Genomic DNA, 21876 nt, shown 5'->3' on the forward strand with positions numbered 1-21876 from the left:
CCTGGGTTCCAGGGGCGCCGACCGAAAGCATCCGGTGACAGAACAGACCGAGACCTCGCAGCGACCCGTCCTCGTCGTCGACTTCGGCGCGCAGTACGCCCAGCTCATTGCCCGTCGCGTGCGAGAGGCGGGCGTCTACAGCGAGCTCGTGCCGCACACCGCGACGGCCGCCGAGATCGCCGCGAAGAACCCGATCGGCATCATCCTGTCGGGCGGGCCCTCGTCCGTGTACGAACCCGGCGCGCCGACGCTTGACCCGGGCGTGTTCGATCTGGGCGTGCCGACCCTGGGCATCTGCTACGGATTCCAGGTAATGGCTCAGGCTCTCGGCGGCGTCGTGGCCAACACGGGCCTGCGCGAGTACGGCGCGACGGATGCCAGCATCATCCGCGACGAGAGCGTGCTGTTCGACGGTCAGCCCGCCGACCAGAACGTGTGGATGAGTCACGGCGATCAGGTCTCGGAGCCTCCCGCGGGGTTCGAGGTGCTCGCTCGCACCGGAGCCACCCCGGTCGCCGCGTTCGGAAACGACGCGCGTCGCATGTACGGCGTGCAGTGGCATCCCGAGGTCAAGCACTCCGATCACGGCCAGCGGATCATCGAGAACTTCCTGCACAAGGCCGCGGGTCTTCCCGCCGACTGGAACAGCGGCAACGTCATCGCTGAGCAGGTCGATCGGATCCGCGCGCAGGTCGGCTCGGGACGCGTGCTTTCGGCACTGTCGGGCGGTGTGGACTCTGCCGTGTCGACAGCCCTCGTGCACAAGGCCGTCGGCGACCAGCTCGTCGCGGTCTTCGTCGACCACGGGCTGCTGCGCAAGGGCGAGCGTGAACAGGTCGAGCAGGACTACGTCGCCTCGACCGGCGTGCGACTGGTGACCGTCGACGCCCGGGAGACGTTCCTCGAGGCCCTCGCCGGGGTCAGCGATCCCGAGCAGAAGCGCAAGATCATCGGACGCGAGTTCATCCGCGCCTTCGAGCGGGTCCAGCGCGAACTCGTCGACGAGGCCAAGGCCGACGGCGAACCCATCCGCTTCCTCGTGCAGGGGACCCTGTACCCCGATGTCGTCGAATCCGGCGGCGGCGCGGGAACCGCGAACATCAAGAGCCACCACAATGTCGGCGGGCTTCCCGACGACCTGCAGTTCGAGCTGGTCGAGCCGCTTCGCACCCTCTTCAAGGATGAGGTGCGCGCGATCGGGCGCGAGCTGGGGCTCCCCGAGGTCATCGTGGGTCGCCAGCCCTTTCCGGGGCCCGGTCTTGGCATCCGCATCGTGGGTGAGGTCACCGCTGACCGTCTCGAGATCCTGCGTGATGCCGACGCCATCGCCCGCGAAGAGTTGACCAAGGCGGGACTGGACGGAGAGATCTGGCAGTGCCCCGTCGTGCTCCTGGCCGACGTGCGGTCGGTGGGTGTTCAGGGTGACGGGCGCACCTACGGGCATCCGATCGTGCTGCGCCCCGTCTCGAGTGAAGACGCCATGACCGCCGACTGGACGCGACTGCCGTACGACGTGCTCTCGCGCATCTCGAACCGCATCACGAACGAGGTGCGTGAGGTCAATCGCGTCGTGCTGGATGTCACCTCCAAGCCCCCGGGGACTATCGAGTGGGAGTAGCTCCCTCGGTGCGCGATGAACTGCCGGCGGCGCGCTATCTCGTGCTTGCTTCGCGGCTGATCCCGGACCTCGACGGCGGCTTCACGATCTCGGTGCTTCGACGAGCTGCCGACATGGCAGCCGCCGGTGCTTACGTCACGCTCCTGACCGTCGATCCGGGGGAGACCGCCGATCACGATGCCCACCGAGCCGAGTGGGTGCGCCGAGGGCTCCTTGGCAGCGGGGAGAGCCTTCGGAATCTGTTCGATGACGCACGCTCGGATCCATCCTGGCTGCGGCGCGCGGCGATTCCGGGGCCGGTGCCGTCATCCCCGTGGCCGACACGAGCCATTACTGACGCCGACGGTGAGACTGTGCTCGAGCTCCCGATCGTCAGCGGTGATGCCGCGTGGCACCTGACTGACGCTCCGGTTCGTGTCCACGACGGCGGCGCCGTGATCGGGTGGCTTCCGGGGTTCGGTGGTCTCTACCGCGCCTGGCTGAACGCTGTCGCAGCCGAACGAACGGACGGTGGTGCCGAGGTCGCACGCACGCCGGTCGTGGTGCTGTGCGAGGCGCGGCAGATCGGCGAGACGCTGGTGGCCGCAGGGGAGCCGGCGCTGGATGCCGGCATCCGTGTTCTGCATACGACGCACGCCTGCCATGTCCTTTCGCCGTTCCGGTGGGACTCGCCGATGGATGCCGCGTGGCAGCGGTGGTTCGAGATCGCCGACCGGTTCGACGGGGTGCTGTGGCTCACGCCCTCGCAGCGCGACGACGTCGAGCGTCGGTTCGGTGCGCAGCGGCTGCGATCGTTCGTCGTTCCGCATCCTGCGCCGGTCGTATCCGCGCCGAGCGATCCCGTTGCCGGCCGCATCGTCATCCTGAACTCGCTCATTCCTCGCAAGCGCGTCGATCATGTGCTGCGCGCGCTTCCCGCGGTGCGTGCCGCGGTGCCCGCCGCTCACGTGTGCGTCTACGGCGACGGCGCGTCGGGCGCGGAGCTACGAGCTCTGGCGGCAGAGCTGGGTATCGCGGATGCTGTCGAGTGGATCGGTCACGTCGCCGATCCAGCGACGCAGGCCTGGGCATCCGCCGACGTCCTCGTGCTCGCCAGCACGAACGAGGGGCAGCCTCTCGTCATCCTCGAGGCGCTGGCGGCCGGCGTTCCCGTCGTCGCATACGACATGCCCTATGGGCCCCGCGACACGCTCGCGCACGGGGGCGGGGTGCTCGTCGCCGATGGCGACATCGACGCCCTCGGCGCGGCGCTCATCGACGTCCTCTCGGATCGGAATCGTCGCGCAGAGCTTTCGGCCTCGGGACGAGCCGCGGCGGCGGCGATGGATGCTGCGGCATCCATGCGCGCCCTCGGCACCGCGGTTCGCGCAGTCCTGGCCGACCCCGTCAGCCGCTGACCCTCTCTCGCGCGTCGCCGGATCCTCCAGTTCTGCGTCGCAACGGCGCATGGGATGACCGACGCGCCGGGCGTCTGGTGTGTGTGCACGGCGTGTCGGGGAAAGTATGCGCCGTTGCGACATGGGTGGGGGCGAGGGGTGCTACGGATCCCGGGCGCGGGCCGTGCGACGGATGCAGAAGGGCCGCCCGACTCCGAGGAGTGGGCGGCCCTTCCCTAGATCAGAGCGTCAGTTGCTGCCGCGCAAGATCGCGAGGATGCGCAGGATTTCGACGTACAGCCACACGACCGTGACCATGATGCCGAAGGCGCCGAGCCAGGCGTATTGGCGCGGGGCGCCGTTGCGCACACCCTGCTGGATCGAGTCGAAGTCGAGCACCAGCGAGTAAGCGGCCATGATGACAACGAACAGGCCGATGATGACACCCAGCGGGATGCCGAAGATCTCGATCGTGCTCGACATGCCGAAGGCACCGCCAGCGATGGGGGCGTTGAAGATCATCAGCAGCACGTTGACCAACGAATAGACGAGGTAGCCGATCATCGCGACCATGAAGATCTTGGTCGCCCGCTTCGAGGCGCGGATCTTGCCGCTCGCGAACAGCGCGAGCGTCACGCCGACAACCGCGAGCGTTCCGATCGTTGCCTGGATGACGATGCCGGGCCAGATGAACTCGAAGAATGCCGAAATGGCACCGATGAACAGACCCTCGAAAGCCGCGTAGCCCCAGATGAGAGCGGGGCGGATCTTCTTGCGCGACGTGAAGATCACGACCATCGCGAGTACGAACCCGCCGAGAGCGCCGATGATCCACGGCGCCATCGTCGGGTTCGGATTGGTCGCGGTGACCGGTGCCATCGTCCAGATCCACCCGGCAACCGCGGTCACCAGCAGGATCGCGAACAGGCCGATCGTCTTGATGACGGTGTCTTCGACAGTCATCCGTCCGGTCTCGATTGCGCCAGCCGACGGTGCTGCGTAAGCACCCTCCAGCTGCGCGTTGACCGCAGCGTCCGTTGCTGCAGCCGGGGGCGCGTACTTCGTCTGCGCCCCGGACCCGGTCTGGCCGCTCGTCGGGAAAGCGCGGCCTGCGCCCTGCTCCTGGAACGCGGGGTTGTTGAATGCGGGGTTGTTTCCAGCCGCCACGAGTTCACACTCCAAAGTTCGTGAAAAACAGCCGTCTGCTGTTGATCAAGGCTATCGGACGGGTGCACGTGAATGACGGGTGGCCGCTGTGAAGCCGCTATGAACGACTAGCCTGAGCGCGTGAGCAGGCCCCTCATCATCGGTCACCGTGGTGCGCCCGGCTACCGCCCCGAACACACGCGCAGCTCCTATGAGTTGGCGATCCAGATGGGGGTGGATGCCGTCGAGCCCGACATCGTCGTCTCCCGGGACGGGGTTCTCGTCATCCGTCACGAGAACGAGCTGTCGACGACGACGGATGTCGCCGACCGTCCCGAGTTCGCGGACCGCCGAACGATCAAACGGATCGACGGGCTCGACCACTCTGGGTGGTTTGCCGAGGACTTCACCTGGGAGGAGCTCGCAACCCTGCGATGTCGGGAGCGGATTCCCGGCATCCGTCCGGGAAGCGCGGCCTTCGACGACCAGGAACCGCCGCTGCGACTCCGAGACCTGCTCGCGTTGCTCGATGACCATCGCGCGGGTGGTCGCGAGGTACTCCCCGTTATTGAGATCAAACACGCCGCATACTTCGCATCCCTCGGCTGGGACATGGCGGCGCTGCTGGATGCCGAACTCGTGGCATCCGGGTGGGGCGAGCGTCGCGTCGTGATCGAGTCGTTCGAACTGACAGTGCTGCGACAGATGCGGGCCCGGGGCACGAGCGCTGAGCTGGTGTTCTTGATCGAAGCTGCCGGGACCCCCGCCGATCAGTTCGACGACCCGGCTGCGCGAAGCTACGCCGACTGGATGACGCCCGACGGGCTGGACGTCCTCGCCGCCGAGGTCGACGGCATCAGTCCCGACAAGACGATCATCCTCGCCCCGGATGCCGAAGGTCGCGCGACCGGTCCGGTACCGCTGGTCGCCCGGGCGCAGGAACGGGGCCTCGCCGTCTTCACGTGGACATGTCGGCCCGAGAACGCGTTTCTTCTTCCCGAGTTTCAGGCGGGCACCATCGCGGAGTACGGCGATTGGCGAAGCGAGTGGGCGGTGCTGCAGCGGGCCGGTCTCGACGGAGTGTTCGTCGATCACGCCGATCTCGGGGTCGAGGTGTTCGGCGCCGAAACTCTCAGCTAGGGGTTGACACTCCGAGCACCGCGCGGGAGCCTAGGCCCACGGTAGTGGTGGCATGGTGGCGTGCCACAGGGGGTGATGTCCTTGGCCAGTACCCAGGCGGACACGCTGCGGGTGCAGCCGTGGGCGCAGCTCGCCATCCTCCTGATCTCGGCGGTAACCCTCATCGGGGGAATCGTCGTTGACGGGTTCCCGCTGCTGGCCCCCGTGTCGATCTCTTTCACCGTCCTGATCGCCGGAACGATCGCTGTCTTCTGGGTCGATCGCCGCGGTACCGTCATCGGGACACGCTGGCTCGCGGTTATTCCCCTGCTCGATATCGTCGCCACGGCCGTCATCGCGGCCCCGCTCTCGCACGACCTGCAGCTGGCCAGCGCGCTCGTCATCCTCCCCTTGAGCTGGCTGGCCCTCGCCTTTGACCCGATCTCGATCGTGATCGGTGTGATTCTGTCGGCATCCGTCCCCGCGTCCCACGCGGTGGTGACGGATGACTGGCCGCAAGCGCCGGTGGACTGGGTGCCGTTCGTGTTGGCCCCCGTCATGATGTCGGTGTTCGCGGCGTCGGCTCACATCGTCGGGCGGACTCTGCGCGAGAACCAGCGAGCGACAGACCTGACGATGGCGCGACTCGAAGAGGAATCCCGGGCGCGAGCGGCGGATGTTGCCACGATGACCGCGATCGAGAAGGGCACGGAAGACGCCGTCGTGGTCTTCGACCGTGCGGGGGAACTCCTTCGCATCAACGCGAAGGCGAAGCGTCTGGCCCGGCACGCGAAGATCGACTTCCGGCTCCCGGGTCTCGGTGATCACCGCGTGTTCGCTGCCGATCACCTCAGTCCCGTCACCTTCCCCGACAGGGCAGTGCCGACGCTCATTGAGCAGATGCTGACAATCGAGCATGTCGCTTGGCTCGGAACCCCCGGTAATCAGGTAGCTGTGCATTACCGAATGTTCCCGATCTCCACCGATGGCGAGGTCGTCGGCGCCGCCATCATCGCCCACGACGTGACCGAGCTCGTGGAGGCCATCGAGGTGCGTGATCGCTTTCTCGACTCCGTCGGGCATGAGCTGCGTACGCCACTCACCGTCCTGCTCGGGGAGACTGACCTCGCCCTGATGAGTGATGTGCCGGAGTCGGTTGCCCAGCGACTCACAGCGATAGACGAGGCCGCGAGTCGATCGCGATGTTGCGGGATGCCGCCGATGTCGCGATCATCGCGGGAGCTACTGTCGCCAACCACCGTGCCCTTGCCGACGAGTGCGGTGTCGCGTTGCGGGTGAGTGACCGAGCAGTCGGATACTCCAACGTGGACACGCGCGCTCTTCGCGCCATCCTGACGGAGGTCCTCGTCAATGCGATCCGGTTCACACCGGCCGGCGGCGAGGTCGTCGTCAGTACCGATGTTCTCGACGGTCGTGGTCCCATCGTCGAGATCCGTGACACCGGTGTCGGCATGACCGAGACTGAGCGGCGTCGCGCTTTTGAACGGTTCTACCGCTCCGACTATGCGCGCGACAACGCGATACCCGGAGCCGGGGTAGGTCTGTCGATAGCGAAGAAACTCGCCGACCAGGCCGGCATCGGTATCGAGCTGCTTCCCTCCGTCGGCGGCGGGACCCTTGCGCGTCTCGTGCTGCCGCGCGCAGCGCCGGATATCGTCGCCGTTGTGGCCTCCGAGCCAGGATGACGCGGTGGGTCACAGATCGAGGGCGCTCTTGAGCGCTTCCTCGCGCAGGAGGGCCCGGAACACTCGCCGCGCCCCGTCGAGCGCGAGTTCAATGCCGATTCCGTTCCCCGCATCAAGCACGAGCCAGGTCTGTCCGTCGGTGCGTCGTCGGATGAGACCGACCTCCAGATCGACATCCGTTCCATCACCGGTCTCGTCGACACGGCGGACCGGAGTCGGCGTCGCCACCCCGGAACTGCGGTGATCGTCGTCACTCGGGTGGATGCCGGCAGGATGCTGGGTCGTGCACCAGTCGTAGTCGCACATCAGGCCGCTCCTTGTTGCGTCGATCTCCGCGTGGTGTCGCCTGAGATCGGGGGAGTGGGCACTGTCTGTCCAGTACACCGGGCACCTCTGACATCGGCAACGCCAAGGCTGGGAGCGGGTTCAGCGCCCCGGCGCGACGCCTCGGGTATCGGGCGGCAGAAGCGTGGCGAGTGGGACCTCGAGTACTTCGGCCAGTGACACCAGGGTGCGAAGCCGCGGGTTCGCGGGTGTCCCGGGGTTGGATTCGCCCTTCTCGAGCTTGCGATACGTGAAGGTTGACAGCCCTGCGGCATGTGCGACGCGCTCTTGTGACAACCCTCGGGCAGCTCGCGCACGTGCGAGTGCGACTCCCAGTTCGCTGACGTACGCCGTCCAGACATCCGGGGACTCACGTGGCGCCATGACACCAGCGTGGCCGTTTCCTGGCGTACACATGCACATGTATACCTGCTCAATCGACGCCCCCGACCGATCGACGTGCGCATCAGGGTGTTTCGATGACACTGACTCGCGGATCGGCGCCGCGATCGGGTGGTTGTGTGCGCACCGTGTTCGCAGCGGCCAGGGATGCTCCCACTGCGAGCGCCACGCCACACACGAGCGCGATCAGTCCCCAGTCTCGTCGCGTCCCGTCTCGCCCCCGCGGTGACCACGACCCTGGCTCATCGAAGAGCATGTATACATGCTACACAACGTTGGGTGGCGTGAGATGCGGAACCCTTCCGCGGGACTGATCACTCGCCTCGCGTAGGGTGGGCACATGGATGCCGCCATCGACCCAGCCGGTGCCGCCGCAACGGGCATTGTCGCGACCGGTCTGCGTCGCTCGTTCGGCAAGGTCGAGGCAGTTCGCGACGTTTCCCTGCACGCCCGGGCTGGTGCGGTGACGGGGCTTGTCGGTCCCAACGGATCGGGCAAGACGACGCTTTTCCTCATGCTCGCGTCGCTCCTGACCCCGGATGCCGGAACGATTCGCATCGGCGACGTCGACCCGATCGAGCAGCCGCACGCGGCCCGTGCACTGCTCGGCTGGATGCCGGACGCGCTCGGTACCTGGGGGGCCCTCTCCGCTCGAGAGACGCTCATCGTCACCGGTCGACTGCACGATCTTCCGAAGGATGCCGCGCAGGCGCGCGCCGACGAGTTGCTTGAGCTCGTCGACCTGACTGCGCTGGCCAAAGCGCCTGCCCGCGTGCTCTCGCGTGGGCAGAAGCAGCGTCTGGGTCTTGCACGCGCGCTGGTGCACGACCCGCGTGTGCTCCTGCTCGACGAACCCGCGTCAGGGCTTGACCCTGCCGCCCGCGTCGAGCTTCGACACCTGCTGCGTCGATTCGCGGCCGAGGGTCGCACCGTGCTCGTGTCAAGCCACGTGCTCGCTGAACTCGAGGAGGTCATCGACGATGCGGTGTTCCTTCTGGAGGGGAGTTCGGTCGACTCGGGCGCTGCGATCGCGGCGCGGCGCACGCGCGACTGGCGCATCCGTCTACTCGGGCAGCCAGCGGATGCTGCGGCATCCGTCGCAGCGGCGCTCGAGTGGCCCGCCGACGCCGTCCGTGTCGACCGCTCCGATGTGCTGATCCCGCTCGCGACCGACGAGGATGCCGCGGGGGCGCTGCGCCGACTCGTGGAGCGCGGCATCCCGGTGACGGAGTTCGCTCCCGCCGTCGGAGACCTCGAACAGACGTTCCTCGACCTGCGCGGAGGTGAGAGCGCATGAGCGGTTCGCGCCTGTGGACGCTCGTTCGTCTCGATCTGACCCAGCGGGTGCGCAGCGTCGCCTGGTATGTGATGCTCGGCGTGTTCGCCGCGATCCTCGTCGTGGTGACGGCCCTGTCGCTGCTCTCGTTCTCGTACGCGGGAGGCGCTGGCGCCGGTGCCGGGGTCTACTCCGTGGTCGTCTTCGTGGTGCTGCTGCTGGCAGTGCTGGTCTCGCCGACCCTGTCGGGTAACGCGATCAACGGTGACCGGGATGCCGCAAACCTCGCGCCCGTGCAGGTGACGCTTGCAACCACGGCCGAGATCGTGTTCGCGAAGTTCCTGGCCGCGTGGCTTACGGGACTCTCGTTCGCCGTGATCGCCGTGCCGTTCATGCTCGTCGCCGCCGTGAGCGGCGGAGTCGACCCGCTCGTCGTGCTGGTCTCTCTCGTGGTGCTGATCGTGGAAATCGCGATCATTGCGGCGATCGGTGTGGGTCTCAGCGGCATCGTTGCTCGTCCGCTGTTCTCCGTCGCCGTCACCTACCTGGTGGTGGCGGCTCTCGTCATCGGTACCCCGATAGCGTTCACGCTCGGTGGCGCGGCGATCCGCACCGAGGTCACGCAGTCGTACCGCGCCTACATTTACGACGACGAGACAGGCATGACCTCCAACCCGCCCGAGTGCGGCCCCTGGGAGACCACGACATACGAGGTGCCGAGGTTCGACACGGTCTGGTGGATTCTGTCGGCGAACCCGTTCGTCATCCTCGCTGACGCGACACCGGCGCGCTTCGACTCGAGCGGGTACCCGGAAGACCTGTTCGGGAACTTTTCGTACCTCGTGCGCAGCGCCCAGATCCCGCCGGAGTCAGAGAGCGTTTCGTGGGACGACTGCGCCCGGATGCCTCAGCCTCAGCAGCAGCTCACGCCCGAGGATATCTACAACCAGACGACGCCGAGCTGGTTCGTGGGGCTCGCCGTGCAGGTCGTGCTGGCAGGGGCGCTGCTGTGGTGGGGCGGGTCGCGCACCAGGACGCCCTCGCGCACGCTGCCGCCCGGCACGCGCATCGCCTGACCCGAAATCCCAGTAGCGTGAGGGAATGAGTTCGGCGGTGCGGCGCAGCATCCTCGCTGGTGTCACGATCGTCGTTCTGCTTGCCCTCGGCGCGGGCGTTGCCGTGGTCGTGACCGACGCTCTCGGCATCCGTACCGAACCCGCTGCCCAGATGCAGCCGCAGCCGCCGGCCGTTGCCCCCGAGGTGGAGGTTGCCGCGCCGCCGCAGTTCACGAGCGTCGACGCGCCCAGCGGGCCCCGCTACGAGGCTGCGCTCGACGAGCTGATGGATGCCGTGACCGACGCGCCGCGCCAGGGGGCCGACGCGACGCTAGCCGTGATCGCAGGCGATGACCCGGATGACGAGTCCTATCGCCTCGAGGGTGACGCGGCAGCGCTCACGATCGTGGCAGCGGGGGAGGCGGGCGCCGTTCGAGGCATCTATGACATCGCGGCCCGCATCCGTGCCGGAGAGCCGGCAGCCGCGAACCTGGGAGTGGAGGTGAGCTCCCGTCTGCCGTTCCGGATGGTCGACCTCGGCGCGGTCGGTGTCGTTCCGGATGCCGACGCCTGGGCCGACGGGACCGACTATTCCCACGCATCCCGAGCCTTCGAAGACGTGATTCTGCCCGAGGCTCCCTACATCGACGAGGACGCGCTCGCCGAGGCGTATGACGAGTTCGATGCGTTCCTGCGTCACGTGCTGGCCGAGGGCTATACCGCGGTGGCATTCCCGGGATTCGTCGAATACGTAACCTTCGACGGCGTCGACGGTGTCTACGAGGGAGGCGACGATCACACTGCGCGGGCGCTTGCCCTGCGAGAGGCGTTCATGCCCTTCTGGGATCGGGCCGACGAACTGGGCATGGACGTGTTCCTGCGCACCGACATGCTTGCGCTGACGACTCCGCTCGAGCAGTACCTCGTGGGACGGTTCGGGTCGCTCGACACTGCCAACCCGGAACTCTGGGACGTCTACACGACGGGACTCGAAGAGCTCTACGCCGCGGCTCCGGCGTTGGACGGCATCCTGATCCGCATCGGCGAAGCCGGCGAGGTTTACGACGTCGACGGCTGGGACGTGTCTTCGAAGCTGGCCGTGACCGAGGCGCCCCAGGTGCGGGCGATGCTCTCGGCGTTCACGGAGCAGGCCGAGGCATCCGATCGTGAGGTGATCTTCCGGTCGTGGAGCGTCGGGGTCGGCGCCGTCGGAGACATGCACACGAACGTGGAGTCATACGACGAGGTGCTGGCCGGGATCGACTCGCCGGCGCTCATCGTGTCGACGAAGTACACGCTCGGCGACTTCTACAGCTGGCTGCCCCTCAACGACACCCTCGCGCATGGCGATCAACGCCGGATCATCGAGTTCCAGAGCAGGCGCGAGTTTGAGAACTTCGGGGCGTTCCCGAACGACCTCGGTCCGGAGTACCAGTACGCGCTGCAGACCCTGCTCGCCGAGAACCCGCACATCGAGGGCGTCTGGGTCTGGACGCAGGATGGCGGACCGTGGCGGGCCGGCCCGATGACCCTGTACCTGAAGACCGGCTTCTGGCAGCTGTATGAGCTGAATACGCAGCTCGCGGGGGTGTTGGCGCGGGATCCGGATGCCGACGTCGCCGCTATCACCGCCGGATGGGCGCGCGAGTGGTTCAGCGACGACCCCGCTACCGTGTCGGCGATCACCGAAGCGACGGCGCTCTCTCGTGAGGCGATCACCCAGGGCCTGTATATCGAGCCCTTTGCCGAGCAGCGAGTCTTCGCGATCGGGCTCGAACCGCCGCCGATGATGTGGATCTTCGAGTGGGACATCCTCACCGGCGACTCTGCTGTTCTCGATGTCATTTACGAGGTCTCGCGAGATCAGATCGACGAGGCGATCGCGGGTGGTGAGCGGGCGGCCGCCGCGGTCGATGAGATGCAGGCGCTGGTTTCGGGGACGGATGCCGCCACCTGGCGCGACCCCGCGATGCGGGATGCGTTTGTCGGCACCCTCTCGTACGAGGCCGACGTGCTGCATCTTCTCTCGTCGTACCGGGCGATGATCCTGCATCAGGCGCAGTGGCACGACACCCTCTCAGCGGAGGCTTACGCAGCCTGGCAGAGTGACCGCGATGCGTTCGTTGCGCTCGCCGCCGACCACACCGCGACCTATGCCGGCGACGTCGACTACCCGGCGTACAACCTCACCGCCGCGCAGCTGGGCGTCGAGCGCGCGGACCGTGACCTTGTGATGGCGTGGTTTGCCCGCATCCTGCTTGTGCTCGCCGTGGCGTGGGTCGTCATCGGGATGCTGGCAGCGCGGACGCGACTTGTGGGTAGGCCCGGCGCAGCGGCGGCGCGGGCTGCGTGGCTTGCGGCGACAAGGCCGTGGCGGGCGCGAGAATCAACGCTCGGGATGCTGCCTCTCGATCGCTGGTTGCTGATCATCGTGCCGGGCGGTCTGCTCGTGGCGACTCGTGCTGTGCAGACCTCGTTCCTGTCGTGGACGCATCTGGCTGTCGTGCTCGGAGCGTGGCTGGTATTCCTGGTCGTCGTGCGGCTGTTCGTGCGGGAGCGCTCGCCGTGGCCGGTCATCGCCGCGGTCGGTGGCGTGCTGGTATTGCGCAGCATCCTCACTCTCTTTGCGCTCTCGTTCACGGGGCCGGGTGGGTACTGGTTCGCCTTCTGGACTGATCCGCTTCGCCGTTCGATCTACATCACCATCGCGTTCGCGCTGTTCGTGTGGTTGTTCGTCGCGGCGGGGTGGGCGCTGTCGAGCCAGTTCGGTGCACGTCGGGCTACCGGAATGGTGCTCGCCGGTGTCGGGGCCGGACTGGCTATCCCCGCAGCGGTGATCGGGTTCGTCGGTCTCGAGTCGGCGCTGACGCTGTGGAACGACGAGATGGGGCTTTTGCCGTGGGGTCTCGCGCGGATCCTCGGCATCACGACCTATCTCGACATTCCGCCCGATACGCCCTGGTTCGCGGCTGGCTTCGGTGCTGTGGTCGCGCTGATCGGTGTGTTCCTGGCACTGACTTGGCGGCGCGACGACGTCACACGCTGACGGCCGGCGTCCGGTCAGATTTGCTCACGGAACAGCGCTGTAGCGCGACTCCGGCGGTGTAGGCATCTTCAATCTTGACTGCGACGGTTTAGTCGACGTGGCAAGCGTGGGCGATGCGCTGCCAGTCTGCTCGGGCGGCGCTGACCTGGCCGGCGGTGCGCCAGGTGACGAAGGCGGAGTTCGCCAGGGCGGTCGCTGAGGCGGCGGGGGCGGATCCCACGCCCAGGCCCACGGCGCTTTCGTTCGGAGCTGCCGAGGTGGTGTCTCGGCTCCGTCCGGCGATCGGTGGCCGGGCGGTGGGATGAGGATGAACGGGCCGAGTCCGTCGCGAACGATGCGCCATCCGTTGTTGTGAAGCTGCATGTGGTGGAACCGACACAGCAGGATGCCGCGGTCGATGTCGGTCCTGCCGCCGTCTGCAACGTGATCGATGTGGTGCGATTCGCAGTATGCGGCGGGCACCGGGCATCCGATTCCGGCACAGCCGCCGTCGCGGATCGCGAGCGCCAGCTTCTGCTTCGCACTGAAGAGGCGTTGCTCGCGTCCGAGGTCGAGCGGGTTGCCCCGGTTGTCGACGGTGACGTCGATCGAGCCGTGCTGGCACAGGGTGCGGTCGATGATGGGTCCGGGGAGCGCATCTCCGCCGTCTTCAGCATGACCTGTCGCGATCATGCGGCCGAGCGGGTCGCGCGGGCCGGACTGATCTTTGACGATGACCATGCGGACGCCGGGCTGACGGGCGCCGAAAACGTCGGCGGCCTCGGCTACCGCACCGGCGCGCAGGACGTCGACGAGAAGGTCGTACTCGAGCTGTTCGTTGGTGCGCGGGTCGGCGACGAGGTCTGCGGCGGCGGCGCGCTCGGCATCCGTGACGAAGCGGGGTCCGCCGCGCCGGGGTCGAAGTGCTGCCGCGAACATCGACCGCACGAACAGCGCCATCTCGTCGTCGAACGCGATGTGGCCATGGTGCTGGCCGTGCTGGTCGATCCACATCCGAATGGAGCGCTTCTCGTACCGGTTCTGGAACCGGCATGCCGCTCCTGTCGGGTCAAGGATGTCTCGCACCTGCCGTGCTCGGCTTCTCAACTCCTCGACAGATGCGCCGTCGTCTGCCTCGTCGATGAGTGTTTCCGCCGCAACTGCCCAGGCGAGTGCGGCCGACGTCGGATCGACGCCTTCGGCTTCGGGCTCCCCCAGTCCGCCCCGGATCGCATCGTGCTGGGACGGCGTCAGGCGGCCGTTGAGGAGAGCCGCCCGGAGAGGCGCGTGCCACGGCTCCCGGGCGGACGGAACAGCCCTTAAGGGATCCACGTCGGGCGATGGTGCGTCGTCGCCGTCACCAACGGGGTCGGTGTTCTCTGCATCCGTGCCCGCGCCTGCGGCCTCGCCCTCGTCGAGCAGCGCAGCCCCGACGCGGAGTTGGCGCAGGGCGTCAGCGCGGCTCCCGCCCGTGATCGACTGGATCAGCGCAGCTGGTGATGCGTGGCCCTGGCCCGCTGCCAGACCCGAGTGCCCCTGGTCGCGCCGGGACCTGGTGGCGGCGACGCCGGCGATCACCGACTGCAGGCGCTCGGCATCATTGGCGATCGCCGTGACGTGACGGAGCACCTCCAGCACTGACGCGTCGGACAGCGCCGCTGCGCCAGCAGGCAGACCCGTGGGCTCGACATCCAGCTCGGCGAACACAGCGAGCTGATCGAGCCGCTCGCGCATTGCCGTGAGGATGTTCATGTCTTCACTACATCACCAACCTCCGACATTGGCGGGCCCGCCTCGCTCGCGCGAAAAGTGCCTGTGGACAGGTCTTTGTTTCGGCATCCTGGGGAGGAAGAGACGGCCGCATCGGGTGCCGCGCGAGAGGCTCCCGGCCGGCATCCGTCGGTCCGCGCATCCTGAATGACAGGGCCGAAACAGGTCTTCATCGTGCGACGATGGGCATACTGACGTTCGATCGAAGCGGGGGCTCATGAACGACGGACGACTGACGCGTTGTGGGATGCTGATCGGCGCGCTCGCCGCGGCATCCATCGTGCTCACCGGATGCGCGGGCAACGCCTTGAGTGCACCCACTCCGACCGCTTCGCCATCGCCATCACCGGCCGGAGTGTCCGGCACCGGCCCGACGGGCTTCCCTGGGGTCGACTTCCCGCTCGAGGTCGGCGCTCGCTCGGTGTCGGTCGAGTTCGCCTGCGGCAGCGGCCTCTACACCGTAGAGCTCTCGGATTCGATGATGCTCGGGCAAGCGCCACTCTCGGGGGAGTGCGCAGCAAGCCCCGTGACGCTGACCTGGCCGATCACCGAGCGAACCACCGAGACGCTGAGTGTCACCGTCGCCGAGGGCGTCGACTGGACCGCCATTCCCACCTTCTCCGACGAAGACTTCGAGACGGATGCCGCCCTCGCAGCGGACTGCGAGCGATTCGGAGTGATCTATAGCGCGTTCATGAACGCAGACCAGGGGTACACGTTCTACGGTGAGCTGGATGCCGGCCAGTGGGCCGCGCGCGTCGATCAGGCGTCGATCGAACTCGGAGCCCTCGCGGGATCGGCTCAGTCGGAGCTTCGCGAGAGCTTCGAACAGCTCGTACCGCTCGTGTCCGCCCGCGCCGATCAGGTCGGGGAGATCCTCAGCCCCGACATGCAGGCACCCATTTCGGCTATCACCGGTGCCTGCGCCGCGAACCAGACGCCGCTCATCCTGCAGGGCGAGTTCGGCGGCTAGAGCGGGAGGTCGAGCGGCCGCCTACTCGTGTGAGATCTGCCACTCGATATCCAGTCCGACAAACTCCGATGAGTAGCAGCGTTCGTCGTCACCCGACCACACCGCCTCACCGGGCACCGAGTAATCGATGATCGGCGCCGTGTCATCTACCGCGTAGAGTGCGAACCCGGCTTCAGCGAGACATGCTTCGAACCTCGCGAATCCTTCTCGGTACTCATCTTCGGTCACGACACCGTCGGCAAGTGCTTGGCTCTGTTCTGTCGATACCGGCGAGACCGTCGGGGTGAACCAGGCGGAGAACAGCGTGTAGGGGTTCGAGTTGCTTGTCTCGATCGTCACGGTGTGTGAACCCGCGCCGACTGTCGGGTACGTCGAGCCCCCGGTGCCACTCACGCAGTCGTAGAAGCCTTGGCTGACGCCGTCGACGCGGATGTCGAACCGCACGGGGTTCTCGCACTGCAGGGCGAGGGCGAGCTGTGTCGCCCCTTCCGGCCTTTCGCCGAGTTCGATCCGGGTGGTGCCTGCAGCATTGATCAAGATCGGGCTTCCGAACACGGTGGCGTCGTCGTGCACGATGTCCCGGAAGGCGTCAGCGTCAGGCACGGTGCGTACCGATTGCGACGAGGTAGCGGCAATCGCTGCGACGGATGCCCCGCCGCCGATCACGGCACCCAACAGAGCGGACACGACAGCGGCGACCACGATGCTGCGCCTCGGAGAGAGTCGGGGTGCAGCATGGTCGGCGGTCGACACGAGAAGTTCGCGCAGGGCTGCGTCGCGAGGGCCGAGAGGTTCAGACATGGTCTTCTCCGAATCGAGTGCTTTCGAGATAGATGCTGGGAAGTGCCTCCCGGAGTTGTGCCTTGGCGCGGGAGAGACGTGAGCGGACGGTGCCGTCAGCAACGCCGAGGACGTGGGCCGCCTCGGCTGGGCTGAGACCCTCGATCACGCACAAGACGATCACTTCCTGGTGCGGCAGCGGCAGTGACCTCGTGGCGGCGATCGCTGCGCCATCGTCGACGGAGTCAGCGTGGTCGGGAGCGTGCTCCTCGACAGGCAGTCGGGCAAGCGCGCGGGCGTAGCGCCGAGCCGAACGCCTGTCGTTGTGCGCGATGTTCGTTGCCGTCCTCAGCAACCAGGGCAGCATGGAGCCGTCGACAAAACGCACGTGCGAGCGCCGTCGCCACGCCTCGAGAAAGACGATGGCAACAACATCCTCGGCATCCTCAGGACTGGAAACGAGCCCGTGGGTGTGGCGACGAACGCGAGATCGATGCCGATCGAAGATCGCGCCGAATGACTCGCCGTCACCCGCGACCACCCGCCTCCACAGCGTCTGGTCGTTCGGCTCCACAGTCACATCATGGAATGTCCGCAGGCCCGCCCATCGTTGCATCCGGCGTCCTACCCGTTTCGGGTCTACGACGGATGCCGCGACTCAGCCGACTTCTGCCAGGAAGAATTCGTCGGCGAGAGCCCGTGAGTGTGCAACGTCGCGGGTCGGTGTCATCGTCTCGAACTGCTCAGCTTCATCGAGCTGCTCCGCGACGAACCGCTGCAGGATCTGCGGTGGCTCGCCCGAGCCCAGCTCTCGCGTCTGCGCCTTCAGTGCGATGAGATCTCTCGCCGCATCCCGGATGCCGGCACTGACGTCGCCCTCAACAAGCAGCGTGGGCAGATCCATCGGCGGCACCGCCTCGCCGGGGTGAACGGCGAGCCAACGCAGCGCCGCTGCGGGGCGAAGGACATAGAAGAAGCGCTTCAGCGATGGCGTGCCAGAGCGCTGCTGAAGCGCGACGTGGCGATAGTGGCGTCCGATGCTGGAGCGCTCGGCGGTAGCCAGAGCCAGCGCCAGCAGCCGATCGCGGAAGTCGGGCTCGCCGGAGTAGATGATCGGGGACCGCAGCCATTCGATGGCGGTGGCATTTCCCTTCGTGATCAGCCGCACGGTCTTCGCCAGATCCCAGCCGTTCACGTCGAAGACCGCGTCCAGAGGCGTCTCGATGACATCCCGCTCGGGCCACAGCGAGAGGTAGCGGTCCCGCGATCGCACGAAAATGAAGCGACAGTCGTAGTCGCTATCGGGCGACGGGAAGCCCCACGCGCGGCTGCCGCTCTCGATCGCCCACGGGATGCGCACACCGTGATCGGACGCGACAGCTGCCAGGCGATCGTCGACCTCGGAGACGACGGTCGGATCGAGGCTCGGCGGGATTGCGCGCACGGCTCGACGATACGCGTCGGTGAGCCTGCCTTGACGCGACGGCGGGAGTCGAACCCGCTGCGCGACCGGGTATGAGCCGGTGCCCGGAACCATCCGGTCCGCCGCGATGTGGCCTCCACGCTAGCCGCGCCGCCTGACGCTCGGCTGCCGTGTTTCTGACCGTGACGTCACATGTCGTCATCCGTCTCGCGGGTGGCGAGCAGATGCTGGTGGGCGAGCCGCCGCAGCGCGAGGATGGCGGGTTCGTACATTGCCGTACCGAGGACGGCGTACGAGACTTGCTCGCTCTCGCTGAGCTCTGCCAGCGGGATCAGTTCGGCCGCCGCGATCTGCAGGATCGGTCCGGCGTAGCGGGCGGCGGTTTCAGCATCCCATGCGAGACCCGCGGCTTCGATGCCGCGGATCGCCGCCTCGAGCTGCTCGATCGCGGCGAACGGCTCGTCGTAGGTGAGCCCGAGCTGCTCGATCGTCGCTCGCGCGCGGTCAGTGCTCGTCTCCTCGGCGTAGGGCGGAAGAGCGCTGACGGCTCTTCCCAGCGTCTCGTACGGTGTCTCGTCGGGCTCGTCGATCAGAGACAGAATCTCCTTCACCCGGGCAAGGGGAAGCGCCCGCACGTCGCTGAGGGCCTGGATGACGCGCAGGCGGGCGAGGTGTTCGTCGCCGTACTCGGCGCGGGTCGCCGACGTCGTAGCGCCGCGCGGCAGCATCCCCTCGCGGATGTAGAACTTGATCGAGGCGACGGGGATGCCGCTTCGCTCGGACAGTTCAGAGATGCGCACGGTGCTCCTTGCTTAGATAGTGACACTATCTTATATTGGGTAGCGGCACTATCCAATACGCGCCGGCGGCGCGGAGAGTCGAAGCGGAGCATCCATGTCCCCGATCCTGTCGATCGTCGTCGGCGCCACCCTGCTGACGGTCATCACCATCGCCTACGGCGGCACCTTCGTGCTGCGCGCCACGACCGGCGGCTACCCCTTCAACGGGCTACAGAAGACGTTCTTTCGAGCAGGTCACGCGCACGCCGGCGTGCTCGTCATCCTGGGGATCGTGTGCGCCCTCGCACAGGCATCTGCCGGAGTGACGGGAGGCTGGGAATGGGCAGCGGTCGGCGTGCTCGCCTCGGCGATCCTGGTTCCAGCCGGCTTCTTCCTGTCGGTGATGGGTCGCGATCCGCAGAAGCCCGGCAAGGCGATGGCGCTGCTGTGGGCCGGGGTCGTGGTGCTCGCGCTCTCGCTCGCCGTGGTCGGGGCATCCGTGATCGTCGCCGGGGTCGCAGCGCTCGGCTGACCCGGTCGTCAGCGCGAGAAGGAACCGGCGGCCCGGTCGAACTGACCGCCGCGGCGCTTCTCGACGATCTCTTTGCCCAGCGGCATGAGCGAGACCGGGACGAGTTTGAAGTTCGCGATCCCGAGCGGGATGCCGATGATCGTGAGGCACAGGGCGAGACCCGAGACGATGTGGCCGATCGCGAGCCACCAACCGGCGAGGATGACCCACACGACGTTCCCGAGGAACGAGAAGACGCCCGACCGCGGGTGATCGACGACTTCGCGCCCGAACGGCCAGAGCGTGTAGACCCCGATGCGGAACGAGGCGATGCCCCACGGGATCGTCACGATCAGGACGCACAGGATGACTCCCGCCACCATGTAGCCGAGGAACAGCCAGAACCCCGACAAGACGAGCCAGATGATGTTCAGGACGGTTCTCATGAGGTCCATTCTGGGCGTCGCTCCTGTGCGCGAGGTGGGATTCGGTCGGATCAGTCGGCGGTGCGGCGGCGCTGGGTGCGACGCAGAAGGCCGGCTGCTCCCGCGACGAGCAGGATCACGCCGAGTCCCAGGATCAGAATGGCCACTCCGGTCGCCGCATCCAGCGTGACAGCCCACTCGACAGCATCGCTAGGGCGCGACGGCTCGGACAGGAGCCAGAGCCCACCGATGGCGACGGCGGCGAAGAACAGCCCCCAGACGACGGCTGCCCACCGCGTGCGCGGAGCTTCGACGCCAGTCTCTGCCGGGGTCAGCTCGGCAACGCGCACCGGCATTGGAGGTTCCTCGGCCGCCGGGGGCGTGAGGGGGACTGATGCGTCGTCCGAGGCCGACGCGGATGCTCCGGGCTTCTCCGGGGCGGGCGGCCGGAACAGCGACGGCTTCTCGGAGGCGACGACCTCGAGAACCATCGTGTTGTCGCGGTCTTCGGTCTCGACGTTCTCGTTGGGGGGTGCGGGAGTGGAGTCGTTCGTGGACATCGTATTCACCTCGGAGTGGGTCGGGGTCGCGCCCTATGGGGCAGGAAGCGGAGAGACGGTAGGAAGTGGCTCGGGAGATGACTCGCCGAGCGGATTGCGACTATCGAGATCCGTGAAGGAGAGATAGACCTGGCCGGCGTCTTGGTCAAGGACGACGCGCTGTGTGGTCTGTACCGGGGTCTGAGGGTAGGCGAGAACCATCTGCAGTCTGCCGCTATCGTCGGTGGGCACTCGTTGGGGGCCCACGTGCTCCTGGTTCGCCTCATCCCAGCGGTCGTACCAGACTTCAGTGGTCCCCAGGATGGCGTTGAGATCCAGTGCGACACCGGGGACCACCGTGATGGTCGTGTAGCCGTCGCCCTTGTGGATAAGCAGCGGCGGCGGTTGCTCCGTGGGGAGCGGCTGAATGGTGACGTACAGCTCGCCGTCCTCCTGCGAAATGACTCCCTGGGGCTCCGTCGAGTTCTCGATAGTGATGTGAAAGCGTGCCTGGTACTCGGAGGCATAGGTCACGATGGGTGGAACCACGGCCGCAGCCGTCCCGCCCAAGAGTGCGATCACTGTCGCGAACGCCAGGAAACCGCTGCGCCGACGCATGAGCCCGGCGACGATCATCGACACCGCGAGCACGAGGGTCGCGGTGAACAATCCATATGCCCCGGCGGTGCTCGCGCTGGCCGGATCGACCGCCGTATGCCAGATCGCGGCTCCCGCACCGGCGACCAGAGCGATCCCGATCACCGACACGATGAACGCGCCGCTTGCACGCGGACGGGACAGGCGACGGATGCGGCGCTTCTCGTTCGCGGCGGTTGCGAATGCTGCGGCCTGCGCCTCGCGCTCGCGCCGGGCCTGGTCGCGGGCGAGGCGGTCGGCATCCTTCTGTGAGCGCCGCCACGCGTCGTTCTCGGCGCGCCAGGCGTCGTGGCGGGCGCGCCACTCGGCGATCTCGGCGTTGCCTGCGCCCCGCTCGGGAGGCAGTGGCTCGGCCGGTGGCGGGGTCGGCGCTGCATCCGGTGCGGTCTTCTCGCTGGCTGGCTCGGATACCGAGGTCGAGGGCGCGCCAGCGTCGCTCGCCGGGCGAGCGCTCGCACGAGCGAGCAGGATCACGAGCCCCACCACGAGCGCGAGTCCGACGATCCAACCGATGATCCCGATCGGGCCGGTGTTCCACCCGGGCATCATCCAGCCGAACCACGGCACGACCGGAACGAAGCCGACCACGAGCAGGATGATGATCGCGACCATGGCCGGATCGAAGCGTCCTCGCGTCGCCTCCCGCAGGTGTATGCGGCCGCCGACATCGGGCAGCAGCGCCCACGCGACCGCGTAGAGCAGCAGCATCGGGAACCCGAGCACTGCCGCCACGACCACGATGCCGCGCACGATCGCTGCGTCGACACGGATGCGGGCGGCGATCCCGGCGCAGACACCGCCGAGCCAGCCGTCGGCGCGGACGACACCGAGTCCCCGGACCCAGGCGAAGAACCGGTCCGAACCGGTCGGCGCTGCCGGCCGCGGGGGAGGCGGACCCGGATCGGTCGCGGGAGGTTCCGTCGAAGTGTTCATGTTTCGATCGTGGTGGACGGGGATGTCTCGGGGCGATGG

Annotated in this window: 22 protein-coding genes and 1 tRNA gene; 10 read left to right on the plus strand and 13 right to left on the minus strand. The window is 67.3% G+C overall.

The window, feature by feature from the left end:
• The first annotated feature begins 34 nt into the window (after positions 1-34).
• Positions 35-1618: a glutamine-hydrolyzing GMP synthase gene (guaA, locus tag AB0O89_RS03670; protein WP_363494283.1), complete on the plus strand. Its 1584-nt coding sequence runs from the start codon at positions 35-37 to the stop codon at positions 1616-1618.
• Positions 1619-1626: 8 nt separating this feature from the next.
• Positions 1627-3015 carry a glycosyltransferase family 4 protein gene (locus AB0O89_RS03675; protein WP_363494285.1) on the plus strand — a complete coding sequence of 463 codons (1389 nt, stop codon included), beginning with the start codon at positions 1627-1629 and terminating at the stop codon, positions 3013-3015.
• A gap of 228 nt (positions 3016-3243) precedes the next feature.
• On the opposite strand, the gene AB0O89_RS03680 is transcribed toward AB0O89_RS03675, so the two are convergent.
• A complete protein-coding gene (locus AB0O89_RS03680; RefSeq protein ID WP_363494287.1) occupies positions 3244-4161 on the minus strand; it encodes a Bax inhibitor-1/YccA family protein in 918 nt (305 codons plus the stop codon).
• 120 nt (positions 4162-4281) lie between these two features.
• Here AB0O89_RS03680 and AB0O89_RS03685 point away from each other — a divergent pair, with 120 nt between their 5' ends.
• The 3 genes from AB0O89_RS03685 to AB0O89_RS03695 all read left to right on the plus strand — a co-directional run bounded on the left by AB0O89_RS03685 (position 4282) and on the right by AB0O89_RS03695 (position 6965).
• A complete protein-coding gene (locus AB0O89_RS03685) occupies positions 4282-5280 on the plus strand; it encodes a glycerophosphodiester phosphodiesterase family protein (RefSeq protein WP_363494289.1) in 999 nt (332 codons plus the stop codon).
• A gap of 81 nt (positions 5281-5361) precedes the next feature.
• Entirely contained in the window at positions 5362-6558 is a 1197-nt protein-coding gene (locus AB0O89_RS03690) for a histidine kinase dimerization/phospho-acceptor domain-containing protein (RefSeq protein ID WP_363494291.1), read from the plus strand.
• Complete coding sequence (locus tag AB0O89_RS03695; RefSeq protein ID WP_363494293.1) at positions 6555-6965, plus strand: ATP-binding protein; 411 nt, start codon at positions 6555-6557, stop codon at positions 6963-6965. The genes AB0O89_RS03690 and AB0O89_RS03695 overlap by 4 nt, the downstream gene beginning before the upstream one ends.
• Positions 6966-6974: 9 nt before the next feature.
• Here AB0O89_RS03695 and AB0O89_RS03700 read toward each other — a convergent pair whose 3' ends face one another.
• The 3 genes from AB0O89_RS03700 to AB0O89_RS03710 all read right to left on the minus strand — a co-directional run bounded on the left by AB0O89_RS03700 (position 6975) and on the right by AB0O89_RS03710 (position 7947).
• Positions 6975-7271, minus strand: coding sequence for a hypothetical protein (locus AB0O89_RS03700; RefSeq protein ID WP_363494295.1), 297 nt, complete (start codon positions 7269-7271; stop codon positions 6975-6977).
• Between the two features lie 120 nt (positions 7272-7391).
• The gene (locus tag AB0O89_RS03705) at positions 7392-7673 is read right to left on the minus strand and encodes a helix-turn-helix transcriptional regulator (protein ID WP_363494297.1); all 282 of its coding nucleotides are present in this window, start codon (positions 7671-7673) and stop codon (positions 7392-7394) included.
• An 82-nt stretch (positions 7674-7755) separates the two neighbouring features.
• On the minus strand, positions 7756-7947 hold the full coding sequence (locus AB0O89_RS03710; RefSeq protein WP_363494299.1) for a hypothetical protein: 192 nt from the start codon (positions 7945-7947) through the stop codon (positions 7756-7758).
• Positions 7948-8031: 84 nt separating this feature from the next.
• Between AB0O89_RS03710 and AB0O89_RS03715 the strand changes: the two genes are divergently transcribed.
• The 3 genes from AB0O89_RS03715 to AB0O89_RS03725 are packed head-to-tail and all read left to right on the plus strand — an operon-like array spanning position 8032 to position 13068.
• Positions 8032-8988, plus strand: a complete 957-nt coding sequence (locus AB0O89_RS03715) for an ABC transporter ATP-binding protein (protein WP_363494301.1) — start codon at positions 8032-8034, stop codon at positions 8986-8988.
• Positions 8985-10043, plus strand: a complete 1059-nt coding sequence (locus tag AB0O89_RS03720; RefSeq protein ID WP_363494303.1) for an ABC transporter permease — start codon at positions 8985-8987, stop codon at positions 10041-10043. Before AB0O89_RS03715 ends, AB0O89_RS03720 begins: the two co-directional genes overlap by 4 nt.
• Before the next feature lie 25 nt (positions 10044-10068).
• On the plus strand, positions 10069-13068 hold the full coding sequence (locus tag AB0O89_RS03725) for a hypothetical protein (protein WP_363494305.1): 3000 nt from the start codon (positions 10069-10071) through the stop codon (positions 13066-13068).
• Positions 13069-13092: 24 nt separating this feature from the next.
• Here the strand turns inward: AB0O89_RS03725 and AB0O89_RS03730 are convergent, their stop codons facing one another.
• Positions 13093-14799: an HNH endonuclease gene (locus tag AB0O89_RS03730; protein WP_363494307.1), complete on the minus strand. Its 1707-nt coding sequence runs from the start codon at positions 14797-14799 to the stop codon at positions 13093-13095.
• Between the two features lie 235 nt (positions 14800-15034).
• Here AB0O89_RS03730 and AB0O89_RS03735 point away from each other — a divergent pair, with 235 nt between their 5' ends.
• The gene (locus AB0O89_RS03735) at positions 15035-15790 is read left to right on the plus strand and encodes a hypothetical protein (protein ID WP_363494309.1); all 756 of its coding nucleotides are present in this window, start codon (positions 15035-15037) and stop codon (positions 15788-15790) included.
• 21 nt (positions 15791-15811) lie between these two features.
• Here AB0O89_RS03735 and AB0O89_RS03740 read toward each other — a convergent pair whose 3' ends face one another.
• From AB0O89_RS03740 to AB0O89_RS03760, 5 genes are all read right to left on the minus strand, one after another.
• Entirely contained in the window at positions 15812-16591 is a 780-nt protein-coding gene (locus tag AB0O89_RS03740; protein WP_363494311.1) for a hypothetical protein, read from the minus strand.
• Positions 16584-17144, minus strand: a complete 561-nt coding sequence (locus AB0O89_RS03745) for an RNA polymerase sigma factor (protein WP_363494313.1) — start codon at positions 17142-17144, stop codon at positions 16584-16586. The genes AB0O89_RS03740 and AB0O89_RS03745 overlap by 8 nt, the downstream gene beginning before the upstream one ends.
• An 84-nt stretch (positions 17145-17228) precedes the next feature.
• Positions 17229-18014, minus strand: a complete 786-nt coding sequence (locus AB0O89_RS03750; protein ID WP_363494315.1) for a nucleotidyltransferase domain-containing protein — start codon at positions 18012-18014, stop codon at positions 17229-17231.
• A 33-nt stretch (positions 18015-18047) separates the two neighbouring features.
• Positions 18048-18120: transfer RNA gene (locus AB0O89_RS03755), tRNA-Met, on the minus strand.
• A 61-nt stretch (positions 18121-18181) separates the two neighbouring features.
• Complete coding sequence (locus AB0O89_RS03760; RefSeq protein ID WP_363494317.1) at positions 18182-18793, minus strand: MerR family transcriptional regulator; 612 nt, start codon at positions 18791-18793, stop codon at positions 18182-18184.
• A 94-nt stretch (positions 18794-18887) separates the two neighbouring features.
• Between AB0O89_RS03760 and AB0O89_RS03765 the strand changes: the two genes are divergently transcribed.
• A complete protein-coding gene (locus AB0O89_RS03765; protein WP_363494319.1) occupies positions 18888-19304 on the plus strand; it encodes a hypothetical protein in 417 nt (138 codons plus the stop codon).
• Between the two features lie 8 nt (positions 19305-19312).
• Here the strand turns inward: AB0O89_RS03765 and AB0O89_RS03770 are convergent, their stop codons facing one another.
• The 3 genes from AB0O89_RS03770 to AB0O89_RS03780 are packed head-to-tail and all read right to left on the minus strand — an operon-like array spanning position 19313 to position 21837.
• On the minus strand, positions 19313-19729 hold the full coding sequence (locus AB0O89_RS03770) for a YccF domain-containing protein (protein ID WP_363494321.1): 417 nt from the start codon (positions 19727-19729) through the stop codon (positions 19313-19315).
• Between the two features lie 50 nt (positions 19730-19779).
• A complete protein-coding gene (locus AB0O89_RS03775) occupies positions 19780-20268 on the minus strand; it encodes a hypothetical protein (RefSeq protein ID WP_363494323.1) in 489 nt (162 codons plus the stop codon).
• Positions 20269-20301: 33 nt separating this feature from the next.
• Positions 20302-21837, minus strand: a complete 1536-nt coding sequence (locus tag AB0O89_RS03780) for a PspC domain-containing protein (protein ID WP_363494325.1) — start codon at positions 21835-21837, stop codon at positions 20302-20304.
• Between the last annotated feature and the right edge of the window lie 39 nt (positions 21838-21876).

Origin of the sequence: Microbacterium sp. NPDC076895 (assembly GCF_040687115.1) — a bacterium.
GTDB lineage: Bacteria > Actinomycetota > Actinomycetes > Actinomycetales > Microbacteriaceae > Microbacterium.